The organism is bacterium, from assembly GCA_037127815.1.
Classification (GTDB): Bacteria; Patescibacteriota; Minisyncoccia; order Phycocordibacterales; family CAIZLB01; genus CAIJKW01.
Genome location: JBAXXP010000001.1, coordinates 30,149 through 45,092, shown reverse-complemented (window position 1 = coordinate 45,092; position 14,944 = coordinate 30,149). Strand labels below are relative to the sequence as shown.

Below are 14,944 nucleotides of genomic sequence, written 5' to 3'. Positions count from 1 at the left end.
TTATTTAATCGATAAAAATTTAGATTAGAATCCAAACATGTGCATGAAGAATTGTCCTACTCCACCAAAAAATCCCTTTACACCATTAGTAGGATTTGTGTTTGCAGAGCCTGTTGCTGTTCCGGATGGCCCATTAGAATTTCCTCTATCCATTATTGTTGAAGCTGTAACAGATGATCCGTTTATTGTACCCTGAACAACAACCATATCTCCAATAGTTAGTTTTGATATATCACTGATGGCCTGCCCTAGTGTAATTTTTGCGTTTGCTACATCGATTGTATATGTAAGATTACCAGAGGTTGTAATTGTGATAGAGTTTGAATTTATAGTGACAATTTTTCCCGCCACAACCGGCTGCCCATTACCAATAATTCCTGGTTGCGTTGAGGTTCCGTTTCTTGGATTTCTATTTCCAGTTTTTTGTCCACCGTTTTGTCTACTATCTTGACCGCTGTTTTGCAGCTCTTTACCTTGTCCATTTGCCGGACCTCTTACACTATTAAAAATTGTTGTGGCAACAATGTTTGTTCCACTTACGGTACCCATAACAACAATGTTATCTCCAACTACAATACTTGAAACTGTGCTTGAAGCGTTTCCTTTAGTTACAACAGCGTTTGTTGCATCAACAGTATAGGTTACTACTGCTGACGATGGAGTTGATGAGCTACTTCTTTCACTAAATGATACCTGACGTCCTGCGATTGTAATTGTTGATCCATTAATGGATGTAACTGCCCCCATAGCTACAGGTCTTACTGCGTTTTTGTTTACGCCATAAGGCGCCACGCCTCGACCCGTCATTCCTTGGGGTCTAGTATTAGTAATGCTGTCTGCAGAAGATGAAGAGGCTATCATCATACTTGCAACTAATGCAAGGCTAGACGTTACTAATGATATTTTTTTTATATTCATATTTATATTTATGTTTAGTTAAAACAGAAAGCTGTCACCTTTAGCCTTCATAATGATTATTACGTCTAATATTCAGAAAAATTTCATTTTAGGCTACATATGTATTATAACTGCTTGTTCAAAAAATATCTAATAGTGTATAATATTGTTGTGAATAATGATGAACAAAATGATGTACATAGAATGAAAGATGCCTTACATGCAACTGGTCATGTAATTGGAAAAACTATTCATGTAGCAGGAGAGGGGGTAAGAGCTGCAGGCCATGAAGCTGTTGTGGTTGAAAAGAAAGCAAAAAACTTTTGGCGTATGCTTGGCCCAGGACTAACTACGGGTGCTTCTGATGATGATCCATCAGGAATTGCTACATATTCTCAAACCGGCGCTCAGTATAGTTTCAAATTAATTTGGCTTTCTCTTTTTACCTTTCCTTTAATGGCAACAGTTCAAGAGATGTGCGCTAGAATTGGTATGATTACAGGGCAAGGCCTTGCTGCAAACATAAGACAGTATCATTCAAGAACTGCTATTTATATTTGTACATTTCTATTGCTTGCTGCAAATATTTTCAATATTGGTGCAGACTTTGGTGCAATGACTAAGGCGCTTCAATTAATTTTTCCTTATTTTCCTTTTGGTCCAACTGTTATTTTCTTTGGTGTGAGTGGTCTATTGATGCAAATATTTATGAGCTATGGAAAGTATGCTAGGTATTTAAAATATTTAGCGCTTGTGCTACTTTCATATGTTATTACGGCATTCTTTGTTCAAATAGATTGGTCAGCGGTATTATATTATACTGTTGTTCCACATTTTGATTTTACAAAAGATCAAATACTTTTGGTTTGTGGAATATTAGGAACAACAATTTCTCCATATCTATTCTTCTGGCAGACTTCTCAGGAGATAGAAGAAAAACAACTTGCTCAAAGAATTTTAGATTTACAAAATAATCAGAATGTTCAAACCTTAGAGACCGTTCCTTTAACTGACCCTTCTTTTGTATCAGTTGTGACGGAACCATTGATGACAATTTCTACTCCAGAGGATATTAAAAAAATGAGAGTAGATATTTGGATGGGAATGTTTATTTCAAATGCTGCGATGTTTTTTATTATCGCAGTTTGTTCTGCAACTCTATTTTCACATGGTGTAACGAATATTGGCACTGCTGCTGATGCTGCTGCTGCACTTCGTCCTTTTGCTGGAGATTTTGCTTATTTGCTGTTTACGATAGGTATCATTGGTGTTGGACTACTTGCTGTGCCAGTTCTTGCAGGCTCAGCAGCATATGCTGTATCTGAGAGTTTTGGATGGAAGTTTGGTTTGAATAGGAAGCTAAAAGAGGCTAGGGCTTTTTATGGAGTTATATCACTTGCTGTAATAGTGGGTATTGGGCTTAACTTTATTGGTTTAGACCCTATAAAGGCATTAATCTACTCTGCCGTTCTTAATGGTATTGTTGCCCCTGTAATATTGTATTTTATCGTTAGATTAAGCTCTAGAAAGGATGTGATGGGTGAAAATAGAAATAAAAAATTGACTAATGTTGTTGGGTGGGTTACGGTAGTGTTTATGGGTGTTACAGCTTTGGCTACAATCTATGCTTTGTTCTCATAGTTTGATTTGGGGTCAGGCACCGTGGTGCCTGACCCCAAATCAAACAAACAAATATCATGACTAAAAAAAATTCAGCAGCGTTTTGGAATAAGGAATATAAAACAGGGGAGCATTTAGCAATGTCCACTGAGCCTTCTTCTGATTTAATTACTTTTGAAAAATGGGTGACCAGAAACTCAGAGTGGCCTCCTTTTCCAAAGAATGGATTAATTGTTGATGCGGGGTGCGGAAATGGTAGAAATCTCGTCCCACTTTGTGCTGAATATAACATGAGGGGTATTGGAATAGATATTTCTGGAACTGCTATTTCACAAGCAAAGGATATGGCAAAAGAGAAGGGTGTTACAAAAGTGAATCCAGATGCAAAAATCCCTAAAGCAGAAAGAATTCTATTTTATGTTCAGGACCTATCAGATCCAATACCTACAGAGGACGGAACTGTTGATATGTTCCTAGACATGATGACAAGTCATTTTCTTAGAGATGAAGAGCGTAAAAATTATGTTAAAGAAATTGCAAGAGTTGTTAAGCCGTATGGTTGGGCGTTTCTAAAAACATTTGTGCTTGACGCCGACGCTCATGCAATAAGATTGATTAAGGAAAATCCAGCGGGGGAGTTGAATTCATATATACATCCTAGAATTGATGTTTATGAGCACGTCTGGACAGATGATGAAATTATAGAATTGTTTTCACCATATTTTAAAATTCATAAGATGATTAAATCTTATAAACATATAAGAGACGGTAAAGCTTACAAAAGAAGAACAATATCTGTTTACATGGAGAGACAAAGAGACTAGGGGGAAGGGTTGAACAAATTATTTGCTTCATAAAAATAGTGTGACCTAGAATTGGGCTGCGCTATTTTTAATTTGGGGTCAGGCACGCTGGTGCCTGACCCCAAAGTCATGCTAAAATAATTACATGATTACAAAGAGACCAATTCATATGCGACGTCAGAGATTAGATGGGCTTGCAGATGGTATATTTGCAATTGTTATGACGCTTCTGGCTTTTGAAATTAAGGTCCCAATTTTAGCAGATGGAGCATCTGAACAACTTCTGCTTACTTCTCTAAAAGAATTACTTCCAATCTTTCTAAGTTTCATAATGTCATTCTCTCTTTTGTTTACATACTGGCGTGCTCACCACTATATATCTTCTGTTTACGCCAAAACTCTAACCGTATACCTTGCATGTTATAACGCATTATTTTTCCTATTAATTATCCTAGTCCCTTTTTCAACAACCTTACTTGGAAGATATCCAGATAGTAAAATAGCTGTAATTGTTTATGCGATAAATGTTATTTTGATAGGATTGAGCTTATATTTAATGAGGAGGCATATTGAAAAGGATCCGGAAATCGACACTGTTGATATAACAAAAATCGATAGAAGAAGTGGTTATATTAGAATTCTGTTTCCTGTTGCAACAGCTATTCTTGCAATCATCGTCTGTTTCTGGAGTCCCCTGGTGGCCAAAGTACTCTTTATTTTAGCAATTCTATTCAATCTTGTGCCAGCAAGCTCGAATATCATGCACGCATGGCTCGACCGTGCATTTTCTGACGATGATGATATTATTCCAAGTAATCATCATATTGAGACTGAAGAGGAGCAGGAGATTGATGAGTAGGGTATAGTCAGAGTCCATCGGGGTTCTGGTTGTTACTCATTTGGTATCAAAGCCGTTATAGCTTAGTGGTAAAGCACTTCCTTGGTAAGGAAGAGATCGTGAGTTCGATTCTCACTGTCGGCTCAATTAGTATTGAACCTGTGTCCTGTTATGTTAAATGTATCTAAGAACTCGTATATAGTTTGTAACCCTAGACCATATTTGGTATATTTAACTTATGACATCAGAAAAAACGGGTAAGCCAAGCATTAAGCCTTATTGCTATATAAATGGAAAGATAGAGAGAGCTGATAAACTTTACGTGAGTTGTTACGATATTGGACTTTTGAGAGGGTATGCAATATATGAAGGAATTACAGCTTACGGCGATAAACCTTTTTACCTTAAACAACATTTGGCTAGATTTAAAAGATCTGCAAAAAAACTCGGACTACAAATACCATCTACAGATGTTGAGATAGAGCAAATTCTAAAGACGCTTATAAAAAAGAATGGGTTTGAAAGAACTAATTTAAAAATGATTTTAACAGGGGGTGACGCAATTAGGGGAATAGAATTCAATGTAAACACACCTACTTTTTTTGTAATAGCAGAAAAATGGACTCCACTTCCTGAAGACTTATATATAAAAGGTGGAAAGATTATTGTAGAAGAACATCAACGTTTTATGCCTGATGTAAAAAGTACTCATTACATAACCACAGTTAGTTTACAGGTTAAGCGTAAGAAAGAAAAAGCAATAGAGATACTATTCACCGATAAGGGAAAAATTCTTGAGTGTTCAACAAGTAATATTTTTATGTTCTTCGGTGATACACTTGTTACTCCAAAAGATAATGTTCTATTCGGTATAACCAGAATGGCCGTGCTTGATATTGCAAAAAAGCATTTTAAGATTGAGGAAAGAGACGTCACAATAGAAGAGATGAAGAAGGCAGATGAAATTTTTCTAACCTCCTCTTATAAAGATATCGTTCCAATTGTTATGGTTGATAAAGATAAGGTTGGTGATGGAGTTGTCGGCAAAAATACTAAGGTAATAATGGACCTGTTTTCAAAACTGGTAAAAAAGGGATAGAGTAGTATTGTATGTGAGTGTTAATATGCTGTGTGGAAAAGTGAGATAGTGAGTGACTTATTTAAGCCGATGTAGCTCAGTTGGTAGAGCGGCACATTCGTAACGTGCAGGCCGACGGTTCGATCCCGTCCATTGGCTCCAATTTCACGTATGTTTATAAAAAATTTGGAATTTCTTTATAATTTGTTAATGAAAATCACACTTGCATTTTGATAACATTTCTAAATGCTAAAAATATTTATTGATTGGATATATGTGAAAATTAATTTGGATAAAAAAGAAAGGAAGGGAATCTATATTAAAGAAGGTGAGGTTCGATGGTGCGCACTGGGGGAGAATGTTGGGGATGAAGAAAACGGAAAAGGGTATATATTTCGAAGGCCTGTTTTGGTATTCAAAAAATTCAATAATAACATTTTTTGGGGAATACCAATGAGTACTAAAAATAAAGACAATATCTATTATGTGAAGGTCTTACTGAAAAATACTGAGCAGTCTGTTATAATCTCTCAACTTAGGGTTTTGGATACAAAAAGGCTAGACACTCATATCGGATATTTGTCAGACAAAGATTTCGCAATGATACAGAGGTCTATAAAAGATCTGATTAAAATAAAATCAAACCTTAAGCCCGAGCGGTTTTAAGGCTCGGGCGGTTGGGATACCCCATTTGTACTTTTAGTTTATCAAATAATTTTGGCTTGTCAAATTTTTGTTTATCTGGCGGGGTTTCGAATTACCAAGGGAAAGATAAAGAAAACCCAAATTTATGCTAAAATACCAATAAAAGGGAAGGGTCACGGAGTAGATGGAGTAATGCGAATCGTGTTAGGAAAATATGCTTAATCAGGTCTAAAAACATGAATAATCTAAACAAAAAAGAAAAAGAAGCTAGAATAATTGAAATAGAATCAGCAATGAACGCTGTTGATTTTTGGAATGATTCAACAACAGCGCAGGCTACAATAAAAGAGCTTCAGGACCTAAAAACAGAGCTTGCAAGCGGTCTTGGTGGAAGCCCTTATGACGGAGGCTCGGCTATTATTACAATCTTCTCAGGAGCTGGAGGGGATGATTCAGAAGATTTCTCTAGAATGCTATTTGAAATGTATCAGAAGTTCATCTCAAAAAAAGGCTGGAGTATGACCTTGATTCACGAACACAAAAATGATCACGGAGGATACAGAAATGTCTCTTTTGACATAGATGGAAAGAACGCTTACGGAACTTTAAAACATGAGTCAGGAGTGCATAGGCTTGTTAGACTTTCTCCGTTTAATTCAAAACAATTAAGACATACAAGTTTTTCTATGGTTGAGGTTGTACCAAAATTTGAAAGGGAAGTTGATATTGAAATTCCAGAAGATGAATTGGAATACTCCTATGCAAGAGCCGGAGGTCCTGGGGGACAGAATGTAAATAAAAGGGAAACTGCAGTTAGGATTGTTCATAAGCCAACAAAAATGTCTGTGCATGTTACAACTGAACGTTCGCAGTTACAGAATAGAGAAAAAGGAATTGCAATGTTGAAGGCCAAAATATATGCACATCAAGAAGAAGAAAGACTGGCAAAAGAAAAAGGTTTATATGTGAGCAAGACTACGGATGCCGAGTGGGGGAATCAGATAAGATCATATGTACTTCATCCATATAAAATGGTTAAGGATCATAGGACTGGGGAGGAGACTAGTAAGGTGGAGAATGTTTTAAGTGGAGATCTGGACGATTTTATACAGGCAGAGAAAAAGTTCTTTGCGGAATAAAGCATTTTGTAAAAACCGCATATGGGGTTATAATATCTCTATATGTTATTCCTCGACAAAGTCTCAAAAAAATACGCTGATAATACATTTGCGTTAGATAATGTTTCATTATTAATCAAACCAAAAGAGTTTGTTTCAATTGTGGGGCACTCAGGTGCTGGAAAGACAACTTTGCTTAAAATGATCTTAGCGGAGGAGAAACCTACAGAGGGAATTATAACCTTTGAAAATATTGATATTCATGGAATAAGAAAGTCTGATATGAATGAATACAGAAGGCGTGTTGGAACTGTGTTTCAGGATTTTAGATTATTATCCGACAAAACTGCCTATGAGAACGTAGCTTTTGCAATGGAAGCCGCAGGAAGAAATGAGGAAGAGATTCATGCTGATGTTCCTCATGTTCTAGAGTTAGTTGATCTTGGTAATAAAATGCATAACTTTCCTCACCAACTTTCAGGTGGAGAGAAGCAGAGAGTGGCTATCGCAAGAGCTATTGTTAATCAACCAGACATTATTATTGCCGATGAGCCAACTGGAAATCTAGATCCAAAGACCGCCTATGAGATTATTCAGATTCTTAAAAAGATCAATGATCTTGGAACAACCGTCATCCTAACTACACATAACACTGGAGTGGTGGATCATGTTGGTAAAAGAGTTATTTCAATGAAGGATGGTGCGATTGTTATGGATAGTGAGACAGGGGAGTTTGTTGTGTAATAAAAAGAAAAAAACCTGAAAAACTAGTAAAATGAATATTTTCAAAAACAAAAAACTAGCAAGGGGGGGGGTGGTAATAGTAAAAAAGCAGGATTCACTTTAATTGAGCTTTTGGTGGTTATATCGATTATTGCCTTGCTTTCATCTATTGTGTTGGCTTCTGTTAATATAGCTAGGCAAAAAGCGCAAATGTCCAAGGTTAAAAGTTCTCTTGAGGAGTTCATGAAGTCTTTGGAAGTGTACAGAACAGCTTACGGTCACTACCCATCCTCTTCGTTGTGTCAGTATGGTGAATGTGATGTTAATTTTGATCCTGGTGATACAGTATGGAGTGACGGAGGTTTTACAACTTATATTACGGCTGATCTACAGTTAAAAAAAATGTATAATGGAGATTTAATATCTATTCTAAAAACTATCCCAAATTATGGCACAGTTAATGTTAGCTACCTTTCTCCTTTATCTTGGGATAGTAGTTGGGGTTATGATTGTGGGGGTAAAAGATCCTTTAACGAATATTATTTTAATTTGTATGTACTTGATAAACAAAACAATCCTATAGACGTGGGTATTTCTTATTTAAATAAGGAATTGGTGGGTCCAACGGATCCTTATGTCTGGGACCGGTCATATTGTGCTGGAAACTAACCGTATATCTATTTTTCATGATTTTGTAATTCCCACATATGGGGTTATAATAAACTTATGATTTGGACAAATATAAAAAGAACATTAAAGTCAGGTTTTGTAAGTTTCTGGAGAAACGGATCAGTTTCTCTGGCATCGGTTCTCGTGATGATTGTGACACTACTCGTCATATCTTCAATCATCTTTATTGGCGCGATGCTAACATCGACATTGAAATCAATTGAAAGTAAGGTTGATGTTAATGTTTATTTAACTCAATCCGCAAGCGATGAAGACATAGCTTCACTTCAAAAGTCTATTAAGAATTTGCCAGAAGTTGCTTCAGCTACATTTGTTTCAAGAGAGGAGTCATTAACTCAATTTAGAAAGAGACATCAAGATGATGAGCTTACACTTCAAGCATTAGATGAAATTGGGGCAAACCCACTTGGAGCTAGCTTTAATATTAGAGCAAAGAATCCTTCACAATATGAGTCAATCGTAAAATTCTTGGATAGTCAGAAAACTGGTGTCGATGGAAATGGCGCGGGTATTGTTGATAGAGTAAACTATTCTAACAATAAACAAGCAATTGATGCGCTTAATAGAATAATGGATTCTTCAAGGAAGCTTGGAACAATTGTGGTGACGTTCTTTGCAATCGTTTCAATTTTAATAACATTTAATACCGTTAGATTGGCGATTTACATCTTCAGAGAGGAAATTGCTGTTATGAGATTAGTTGGTGCTAGTGAAATGTATATTAGAGGTCCGTTTGTTACTGTTGGTTTAATGTATGGTGCCGTAGCTGGAATTATAACCTTGATTCTATTATATCCAATGACTTATTATGTTGGTCCGCTTACGTTTAATCTTGGAACTGGGCTAAATATCTTTAGCTACTATGTTTCAAATTTTGGACAGATGTTTATGGTTGTTGTTGGAACAGGACTAATTCTCGGTGCTGTTTCAAGTTATTTGGCGGTGAAGAAGTATTTGAAGGTCTAAAACGTTTCATAATATGGTTGGTAAACTAGAAAAAGCATCCAACATACAGGGGGTGCTTTTGTTTTTGAAGTGGTAATCAGTGTTATTTTTAACCCCTTGTTTATGAGAGTCTAAAATGATATTCTTTATTTACATTGCGAGATCGTCTAATGGTAGGACGCGCCCCTCTGAAGGGCGCTATCTTGGTTCGAGTCCAAGTCTCGCAGCCAATTTTTAAGCGTAAAAATCGCGTCAAAATCAGCAGATTTTGACGTAGATGTTCCTCTTATTAGGTGCGAAGCGCATCAATATTAGCCTAAATCATCCCGAGCTTAGCGAGGGACAATGTTTTTAAGCGTAAAATATATAAAAATCTTTTGATTTTTGCGTGTAATTGTATTGCTTTTGTTTTATAATGAACTAAATGAAAAACACGAAACCATCTCACATGGCAAAAATCAGGAAGGGCTTCAAATTCAGAAAAATACTAAAATTCACCCTGTCTCTAATTTGTATAATCCTCGCTGTTTTTATCATTTGGCAAGCAACAAAAAAAGTTCCAACTGATGGAGACTGGAAGGATACCTTAAAAGTACTGTCTACAGCTGAATTTAAAGATAATTTAGTCACGGTCAAAAATGTCAGAAATTTTCAATATGATGCTAATGGGAACCCAACTATTGAGGTGTACTATGATAAAACCTATGATTTGAATAAGTTAAAAAAAGTTTGGTACATAACAGCTCCATTCAGTCCAGATAGTTCTTTTGCTCATACCTTTTTATCATTTGAATTTGAAGATAATTCATTTTTGGTAATTACAATTGAAGGAAGATTAACAAAGGGTCAAAAATACAGCCCGGTGAATGGAACTATTCGTACTTTTCCATTGATGTATATTGCAACGGACGAGAGGGATGCTATTTATGTTCGTGCAAATATATTCAAGGCTGACATTTATATATACCCACTTAAAGCTAATCAAAAAGATGGTAAGTTATTGCTTGTGGATATGTTAAATAGAATGAACGAGTTATCTATTCACCCTGCATGGTACAACTCTATCTTTGCAAATTGTACATCAAGTATTGCAGGACATGTGAACAAACTTTGGCCAGGAATGTTAACGTCTTTTGACTGGCAAGTAGTGCTTACAAGTCATGCCGATAAGATGGCGTTAGATAGTGGGTTAATCGATACAAAACTTACTATAGATCAGGCTAGAAAGAAATTTTACATTACAGATATTTCTCAAAAAACTGGGTATGCTGAGAATTATTCTACATTAATCAGAAGGCCAGGGATGGATAATCTCTAACAGAAGGAATTGTTTTTTTATGATTGGATATAGCACGAGTATATTGAACGGAAACGTTTAAACATTTGCAATGCCCCGGCGCCATTCTGGCGCCGGGGCATTGCGGTTTATTCCGCTGTTAATTAACCTTCAACCACTCCATCAATTCCTTTTCATGAGCTTCATGGACAACAATTTCTGTGTATGGTTTCTCAACAACAGTCTTTGTAAGCATTGGCTCATTCTCAATGAGTTTACCATCTAAAAGTTTGAAAAACTTGTAGCCAAGCCTACGGCTAATACCAAGTGTTGGAGCAAGATCCCATGGTGTATTGAATCCTGGCTGAAGAACCATCGCTCCAACCTCTCCCTTCCACAACCTTGCAAAAGCTGTACCAATACTTCCTCCTGTAACCTCAGCGTCCTTAAATAGCCCACCTGCTGTTATATCGTTAATCATTTTATTAATTAACTCGGGTTGCTTGCGAGGCATTTCACGCAAGAGTACATATTGTTCAGCTAGAGGTTTATCAGTTCTGGGCTTTAAGTTGGTTGTTACACCAAATCTTTGCCTTATGGCTGCGCCTCTTTTTTCCATGTCTGCAAAACCGTATGTCTCACCAGTGTTTGCGTCGCCGATGTAAGCTGCAATGACATCGTTGTCTTTACAGAGGGCAATCATTGTTCCAACACCTTGTCCTGCACCACGTTCATACGCCTTGGTTCCATCTAGTGGATCAATAGTGAAATATATATCTTCGCCCTTCTCTCCATCCTCGCCATTATCTTTGCCATCAAAGGCAACCCCATCTTCCTCGGCGATGATTCCAAAGTCAGGGAAGTGTTTGGCGATTTCTCGCATGTACATTTCCTGTGCTTTTCTGTCACCATTAGTTGCAAGGTCAGGCTTCACTCCATCATAGCCAACCTTCTTGATTATAGTCAGGTCATGACATTCATCTTGAATTATTTGTATTGCCTGTGGAACAAGGTTTTGAAGAATGATATTCCCAATTTGCTTAACCCTAGTGTTTTCGATTTTGTTTTTCATGGTTTTGTTTGCTGTTAATTGTTAATTTCTTTTCTGATTAAACTATAGTTCAAATCAACAAACTTGTATTTGAAAATGCTAAAATTTGTACATTAAACAGAGAGCCTGCTGTAGCACCCTTGATTTACATAGTTAATAGTGATATATTAAGTTGTAACAAAACATTACAACTTATGAAAATAAACAAAACTGTACTGGAACAAATAGGGATGAGTAAAGAAGAAGCCTTGATTTATAAGGGTCTTTTGAAACTAGGTCCTGCTTCTATTTCAGATATTATAAGAGAGACAAAATTACATAGGCCAACTGTTTATAAGGCATTACCAAATCTATCTAGTTTGGGGTTAGTTAATGCTATGCCAAAAGGTAAGTATAAGTTGTATGTTGCAGAATCTCCAGAAAAGCTAGAAAAACTTTTTAATGATTTGGAGGATAACTTTAATGCGGAGATCCATGAACTTCATGAGACTTATAAAATGAGAGACAAGAAACCAATCGTTACCTTTACAGAAGGTGATAGTGCAATCAAGGCTGTGTTTTCAGATGTTGTACATAGTTTACCCAAAAACGCTATCTATTATAGATACAGTTCTGGACTGACATTATCCCGCAAAAAATATGTTCCGGCAGATTATAAAATTATAAGAGATAGGAAATCCCTTGAAAGATTAGTTATTACAGATGAATCCTCAAAAAATGCTGGTCATGCAAAACTTGGCAGATCTGTCAGAACGGTACCAAATAGTTATAATTTATTTGATTTAAATATTACTCAAATCATTTATGGAAATAAGGTGGCTTTGATTGATTATAATAGTAAGACAGCAATTGTTATAGAAAATGAGATGATTGCTCAGTTTCAAACTAAAATTTTTAAATTACTATACAGTAAACTTTAGCATTAAAAAGAAGTTCTTCCCCGGGGTGTTATATGATATATTAAATGTATGAAAATAACCTTTATAACTGGAAATGCTGGAAAGGCCGAAGAGGTTAGTAGGTACCTAGGTCTTGAAATAGACCATCATTCACTTGATTTGGAAGAAATACAATCTTTAGATCTAGAAGAAATTGTAAAAGATAAAGCTTTGCGTGCATATAGTAAAATTGGAAAACCTGTTCTTGTGGAGGATGTCTCTTTTGTTTTTCATGCCTTGGGAAAACTGCCTGGCCCACTAATTAAATGGTTTTTAAAAGAACTTGAAAATGAAGGCCTTTGTAGACTTATTGATGGAAAAGATAGGAGATGTACAGCTAAAGTTTGCTATGGTTTTTGCGATGGAGAAACTGTTCATCTATTTGATGGATCAATGTCTGGTACTATTTCTGATTCACCAAAGGGCACAAATAGTTTTGGCTGGTCATCTATATTCATTCCAGATGGATATGATAAAACATACGCCGAAATGTTAGATGAAGAAAGGTCTTCTTTTGCAATGCGAAATATTGCATTAAAAAGTGTTCGGGAATTTATGATTCAAAATGCTGAAAATTTTAATGAAGCTGAATAATAAAGATATAATATAAAATGATACTCAAAAATCAATCAGGAAGAATTAGTCATTATGCATTTTACCTAACAGCAACAGCTGTTTTCATAATCGGAGGTTTTTTTGTAAACACACAATATGGTAAATATTTTAAAAAAGTAGAATCAAGTCTCTCCGCGCAGGTTGCGGGAGCTGACTCTATAAAACAAGTTGAGCCGGCCCCAGTGGTTAGAAAGGTGACGCTTCTCGCTGTTGGAGATATTATGATGCATCAGGCACAACTTGATGCTACTTATAATAAAAAAAATGGTAAATATGATTTCTCAAGTTTTTTTGTAAACATAAAACCGTATTTAAATAATGCGGATATTGTTTATGCTAATTTAGAAACGCCAATTGCAGGAAAGGAATTAAAATACTCTGGGTATCCAAGGTTTAATGCTCCTGCAGAAATATTAACTGAATTAAAAAATAATTATTTTACTCATGTGTCTTTGGCAAATAATCACGCGCTCGATAGGGGTGTTGTAGGCCTTACGAATACAATTAAGAATGTCGAGAATTCTGGCTTAATTGGATTGGGTGCTAGAATTCAGCCCGATACTAAAATTGCTCTATCTGGCACAAGTTCATTACCAAATGGAATTGTTTCACCTATTTCTAATTATCAAATTACTGAAAAGAACGGACTTAAATTTGGTTTTGTTTCATATACTTATGATACAAACGGCCTAACATTACCTAAAAGTAAATCTGGAATGCTTTCATATATTAATAAAGAGCAAATAGTAAGGGACATAAATGATTTAAAAAAACAAAATGTTGATGTAATTGTGACAGCATTACATTTTGGGGTAGAGTATAAATTACAAGAGAATGCATCTCAACGAGAACTTGCACAGCTGGCATGTAACAGTGGTGCAAATATTGTTCTAGGAGATCATCCTCATGTACTGGAACCTATAACATTTTTGAAAAGTACTAATGGTGAAAAGTGTCTAGTTATATATTCACTTGGAAATTTTGTGTCTGGAATGACCAATCCATATACGGACCTTGGAGGAATACTTAAGCTTGAAATTACAAAAGAAATTAATCCCAGCAGGGTTAATGGCAGTAGTACTCTGTCTATAACACCAGATTTTATGGGTACATGGGTAAAGAGAGGGTCAGACAAAAATGGAAACAAATATTATACAGTTCTACCACTCGATGCTGATAAAATTCCAGTAAGCATTAATGTCTCCAAAAGAGAACAAGACAACCTAGAAAAGTATAGAATCTTTGTAAATACAAAGATTAAGGCCTGGTAATGCAATAAGTACAAACAAATAGACAAAAAAAGGGCACGTTGTGATATAATAATCAATGCAAATGACAACACAATTTACAATAGAAAATCCCCCAAAATCATATAAGGAAAAACGCCCTTGGGGTGATTTTGTAAAATTTGTGGAAAATTTACCCTGTACGGTAAAGACTATTACTGTAAACAGTGGTCAAGCTTTTAGTTTGCAATATCATGATTCGCGTGATGAGTTCTGGTACATCCTTTCTGGTAACGGAATAGCTACAGTAGGCGAAGAGAAAATAGAAATAAAAGCAGGTCTTGAGCTATTCATTCCTAGAAAGATGTTACACAGAATTGAAGCTGGTGATGAGAATGTCACTTTTTTAGAAATAGCATACGGAACTTTTGATGAGGAAGACATCGTTCGTATTGAGGATAAATACAATAGAGTAAAGTAA

General features: G+C 35.9%; 15 protein-coding genes, 3 tRNA genes and 1 pseudogene. 17 read left to right on the top strand and 2 right to left on the bottom strand.

Annotated elements, in window-relative coordinates; genetic code table 11:
* Positions 1 to 24: 24 nt before the first annotated feature.
* Entirely contained in the window at positions 25 to 918 is an 894-nt protein-coding gene (locus WCQ00_00255; protein MEI6041991.1) for a hypothetical protein, read from the bottom strand.
* 150 nt (positions 919 to 1,068) lie between these two features.
* On the opposite strand from WCQ00_00255, the gene WCQ00_00250 reads away from it, so the two are divergent.
* The 13 genes and pseudogenes from WCQ00_00250 to WCQ00_00190 all read left to right on the top strand — a co-directional run bounded on the left by WCQ00_00250 (position 1,069) and on the right by WCQ00_00190 (position 10,675).
* Positions 1,069 to 2,538 (top strand): divalent metal cation transporter, encoded by a 1,470-nt coding sequence (locus tag WCQ00_00250; GenBank protein ID MEI6041990.1) that lies wholly within the window; start codon positions 1,069 to 1,071, stop codon positions 2,536 to 2,538.
* Positions 2,539 to 2,594: 56 nt separating this feature from the next.
* Complete coding sequence (locus WCQ00_00245; GenBank protein MEI6041989.1) at positions 2,595 to 3,341, top strand: class I SAM-dependent methyltransferase; 747 nt, start codon at positions 2,595 to 2,597, stop codon at positions 3,339 to 3,341.
* A gap of 124 nt (positions 3,342 to 3,465) precedes the next feature.
* A complete protein-coding gene (locus WCQ00_00240; protein MEI6041988.1) occupies positions 3,466 to 4,179 on the top strand; it encodes a TMEM175 family protein in 714 nt (237 codons plus the stop codon).
* Positions 4,180 to 4,230: 51 nt separating this feature from the next.
* Positions 4,231 to 4,302: transfer RNA gene (locus WCQ00_00235), tRNA-Thr, on the top strand.
* Positions 4,303 to 4,396: 94 nt separating this feature from the next.
* Positions 4,397 to 5,257, top strand: coding sequence for an aminotransferase class IV (locus tag WCQ00_00230; protein ID MEI6041987.1), 861 nt, complete (start codon positions 4,397 to 4,399; stop codon positions 5,255 to 5,257).
* A gap of 65 nt (positions 5,258 to 5,322) precedes the next feature.
* Positions 5,323 to 5,398 (top strand) — tRNA-Thr (locus tag WCQ00_00225).
* An 84-nt stretch (positions 5,399 to 5,482) separates the two neighbouring features.
* A complete protein-coding gene (locus WCQ00_00220) occupies positions 5,483 to 5,902 on the top strand; it encodes a type II toxin-antitoxin system PemK/MazF family toxin (GenBank protein MEI6041986.1) in 420 nt (139 codons plus the stop codon).
* Positions 5,903 to 6,117: 215 nt separating this feature from the next.
* Entirely contained in the window at positions 6,118 to 7,020 is a 903-nt protein-coding gene (locus tag WCQ00_00215) for a PCRF domain-containing protein (GenBank protein MEI6041985.1), read from the top strand.
* Positions 7,021 to 7,062: 42 nt separating this feature from the next.
* The gene (gene ftsE / locus WCQ00_00210; protein ID MEI6041984.1) at positions 7,063 to 7,743 is read left to right on the top strand and encodes a cell division ATP-binding protein FtsE; all 681 of its coding nucleotides are present in this window, start codon (positions 7,063 to 7,065) and stop codon (positions 7,741 to 7,743) included.
* Positions 7,744 to 7,833: 90 nt separating this feature from the next.
* Positions 7,834 to 8,391, top strand: a pseudogene (locus WCQ00_00205) (prepilin-type N-terminal cleavage/methylation domain-containing protein).
* A 57-nt stretch (positions 8,392 to 8,448) separates the two neighbouring features.
* Positions 8,449 to 9,378 carry a permease-like cell division protein FtsX gene (locus WCQ00_00200; GenBank protein MEI6041983.1) on the top strand — a complete coding sequence of 310 codons (930 nt, stop codon included), beginning with the start codon at positions 8,449 to 8,451 and terminating at the stop codon, positions 9,376 to 9,378.
* Positions 9,379 to 9,513: 135 nt separating this feature from the next.
* Positions 9,514 to 9,587 (top strand) — tRNA-Gln (locus WCQ00_00195).
* A 194-nt stretch (positions 9,588 to 9,781) separates the two neighbouring features.
* Entirely contained in the window at positions 9,782 to 10,675 is an 894-nt protein-coding gene (locus WCQ00_00190; protein ID MEI6041982.1) for a DUF4105 domain-containing protein, read from the top strand.
* A 118-nt stretch (positions 10,676 to 10,793) separates the two neighbouring features.
* Here the strand turns inward: WCQ00_00190 and WCQ00_00185 are convergent, their stop codons facing one another.
* Entirely contained in the window at positions 10,794 to 11,705 is a 912-nt protein-coding gene (locus WCQ00_00185; protein ID MEI6041981.1) for an inositol monophosphatase family protein, read from the bottom strand.
* A gap of 173 nt (positions 11,706 to 11,878) precedes the next feature.
* Between WCQ00_00185 and WCQ00_00180 the strand changes: the two genes are divergently transcribed.
* The 4 genes from WCQ00_00180 to WCQ00_00165 all read left to right on the top strand — a co-directional run bounded on the left by WCQ00_00180 (position 11,879) and on the right by WCQ00_00165 (position 14,944).
* On the top strand, positions 11,879 to 12,604 hold the full coding sequence (locus tag WCQ00_00180) for a helix-turn-helix domain-containing protein (protein ID MEI6041980.1): 726 nt from the start codon (positions 11,879 to 11,881) through the stop codon (positions 12,602 to 12,604).
* A 48-nt stretch (positions 12,605 to 12,652) separates the two neighbouring features.
* Positions 12,653 to 13,216 carry a non-canonical purine NTP pyrophosphatase gene (locus tag WCQ00_00175; protein ID MEI6041979.1) on the top strand — a complete coding sequence of 188 codons (564 nt, stop codon included), beginning with the start codon at positions 12,653 to 12,655 and terminating at the stop codon, positions 13,214 to 13,216.
* Positions 13,217 to 13,233: 17 nt separating this feature from the next.
* Complete coding sequence (locus WCQ00_00170) at positions 13,234 to 14,508, top strand: CapA family protein (GenBank protein ID MEI6041978.1); 1,275 nt, start codon at positions 13,234 to 13,236, stop codon at positions 14,506 to 14,508.
* A gap of 61 nt (positions 14,509 to 14,569) precedes the next feature.
* Positions 14,570 to 14,944: a phosphomannose isomerase type II C-terminal cupin domain gene (locus tag WCQ00_00165; GenBank protein MEI6041977.1), complete on the top strand. Its 375-nt coding sequence runs from the start codon at positions 14,570 to 14,572 to the stop codon at positions 14,942 to 14,944.